The organism is Paraburkholderia madseniana (genome assembly GCF_009690905.1).
In the GTDB taxonomy this organism is placed as follows: Bacteria; Pseudomonadota; Gammaproteobacteria; order Burkholderiales; family Burkholderiaceae; genus Paraburkholderia; species Paraburkholderia madseniana.
The window spans coordinates 1-2,585 of the sequence record NZ_VOSW01000238.1 but is presented as its reverse complement, the minus strand read 5'-3'; the positions used below and the strand labels follow the sequence as shown (position 1 = coordinate 2,585).

The window sequence follows — 2,585 nt, the reverse complement described above, 5'->3', positions numbered from 1 at the left end:
CACCAGCGAGCTTGAGTGTTCTGATTGCGTTCATTGGCTGCTCCAGTATCAATCACCTAACGGAAGACCCTCTCCAGGATCCCGACGTACCGCCGCTTTACATGCATTCACGCACATGGGTAGCGGTTTGCTGCGCGCTCGGCCTTGTATCGACCCGGTTCGGCCGTTCGACACGCCGCAACATAAACGGCAGCTTTCAAGGTACAACGGCCCTCCGCCTGGTCACGTTAGCTGGCGAGTAAGGGGGACGAATTTTCCCGATCCTGCAGCAGCCGCCATTGAACCTTTCCGCTGCCCGTTCGGGGCAGCCCCAGAACGAATTCGACGATCTGGGGCACCTTGTACGACGCCATATGCTCGTGTGCCCATTCAATGATCTGCTTTGCTGATACATCGGCGCCGGCGCGTAGAACCACGAATGCCTTCACGATCTCACCCTTGCGCGCATCGCGTGCTGCAACGACACATGCGTCCTGAATCGCAGGGTGTCCAAACAGCAAAGTCTCGACTTCCGCAGGCCATACCTTATAACCGGACACATTAATCATTCGCTTTAGCCGGTCGACGAAAAAAAAATATCCGTCCTCGTCGATATAGCCGAGGTCACCAGTGCGCAGATAACGTATCCCGGCAACCTCGACGAAGGCGTCGCGCGTGGCCTCAGGACGTCCCCAATAGCCCGTGAACACCTGCGGTCCGCCGACAAGAATTTCACCCGTTACACCCGGATCGAGGACCTCGAACGTTGTGGGATCGACCACAATCGATTCCGTGTCCTGAATCGGTATGCCCAAACACTGCTGCTTGCAGCGCTGCGGAGGGTTGAGATGGGTTGCACCAATTGTCTCGGACAACCCATAGCCCTCCACATAGGGAACGGCCAAACGTGCTGCCATGCGCTGCGCCAGTGCCCTCGGCATTGCGGCGCCACCGCCACCCACGATCTCGATGGAGCTTAGGTCGAAACGGTCGAGATCGGGCACGCTCATGAAGTCAATCATCATCGTCGAAATGGCGCTCCAATAACTTATGCGGTAGCGCTCAATCAATTGCGCGGCACAGTGACTGTCCCAACGTGTCATCACGACCATGGCCGCCCCGAGGAAGAGCGCCAAATTCATGGTGTGTTGCATCCCGCTGACATGAAACATCGGCATCGAGCATAAGATGACTGAGTCCTGCGACAGACCACACCATTGCGCAGACCCGGCGACTACATGATTTGCGCTTCGATGCGTATGCATGCATCCTTTCGGGGCAGCAGTGGTGCCCGACGTGTAGGGGATTACCGCGAGGTCCTCGGGCGATGCGACGTACGGCGACGGCTGCTGAGCGGCCGCAAGTGCGGCACGCCAGCGCACGGCTCTCGGCGCGATAGCTACGGAGAACTCGGGGTGGACATCGAGTTCGGGGACGGCCTCAGTCAGCACAGCCGGCAGCGGCAGGTTGGTGCTGTCAGAAAGATAGTCGGCATAGCGCGCCACGATCACATGGCTGATCGCGTCGCCGAGAAGGGGCCGGGCATTCTCGTAGAGCTCATCACCCAGCAGAGCGACCTTGGCACCGCAGTCCTCAATGATGTGCCGAAGTTCGGCGGTATTGTTCATCGGATTCACGGGCACCACCACTGCATTGGCTCGCAAGATTGCGTAGTAGCCGATGACATATTGCGGGCTGTTCTGCATATACAGCGCGACGCGATCGCCACGCGCGATGCCGCATTGACGCTGCAGAAAGCCTGCCAGCGCCTCTACTTCTTGCCGCAATTGCGCGTAACTCAACGCCCCGCCGTAGTAGTGAAGCGCCGTCTTTCTGGGATATCGGCCGGCAGAGGTTTCGAGGTTTTCGTACAGTGAAGGCTGCGGCAATGGCAGGTGATGCGCAAGGCTGTCGGGCCAGTATGGCGAATAGTTCAAGTTTCCCTCCTTTAAAAGGGGCGCTCCTGTTGCCTTCAATGGTTGATGCCGTTGAGTCGGCACCTTTGCCGTGGCATTCGTTATGTGCGACTGGGAATGCCAAAGGCGTTATAGAGCTTCATTTGTGCGTTCGAGTCCGTCTTAAGCTTAGTACGCCAGTGACCATGCGGCACAATGTCGACGGCTGTCTTGCGAGCGCCTTCAGTGTGGGAGGAGGTATCGCACGGAGCAGCGCTACAGCGACGCCCGGGGCTTTCCGTAGCTGTTTAATGGGTGCCTTTACGATGCAGTAGCTGTGTGGAGACGTGCCCTCTGCTCCGGATCGACCGTGCATTGCACGCATGCCGCAGCTGTGGCGGGACTTCCAGAAGGTAGCAGTATCAGGAGGAAACGACGATCAGCAATGCTGTCATCAGACGAATGAAAGTTCAGGCGTGCGTGCTGATCAGCTCAGAACAAAAAAGGAGGTAGTCGAGTCCGCATATCTAATGCGAAGCTGACGTTCGAATGTCCAGCTGAGGGCGCGCGCGAACGGCCGAAGCTGGCCCAGAGTGTGTCAAAACGCCTTTTTGAAACGCTAGAATTGTTCATCCGATAGCGGAGGATGAGCAAGATGAAGCGGTTCGTTCAAGGTGACAATCGTACACAAAGCTTTCTCCTCCCCGAAGC

At 57.5% G+C, this 2,585-nt stretch carries 2 protein-coding genes; one reads left to right on the top strand and one right to left on the bottom strand.

Annotation, left to right across the window (positions count from 1 at the left end):
• Positions 1-242: hypothetical protein (locus FSO04_RS47310; RefSeq protein ID WP_206753092.1), on the top strand; the 242-nt coding region annotated here is incomplete at its 5' end.
• Here the strand turns inward: FSO04_RS47310 and FSO04_RS45460 are convergent.
• A complete protein-coding gene (locus FSO04_RS45460) occupies positions 228-1,916 on the bottom strand; it encodes a long-chain-fatty-acid--CoA ligase (protein ID WP_154567961.1) in 1,689 nt (562 codons plus the stop codon). The genes FSO04_RS47310 and FSO04_RS45460 overlap by 15 nt on opposite strands.
• Positions 1,917-2,585 lie beyond the last annotated feature (669 nt).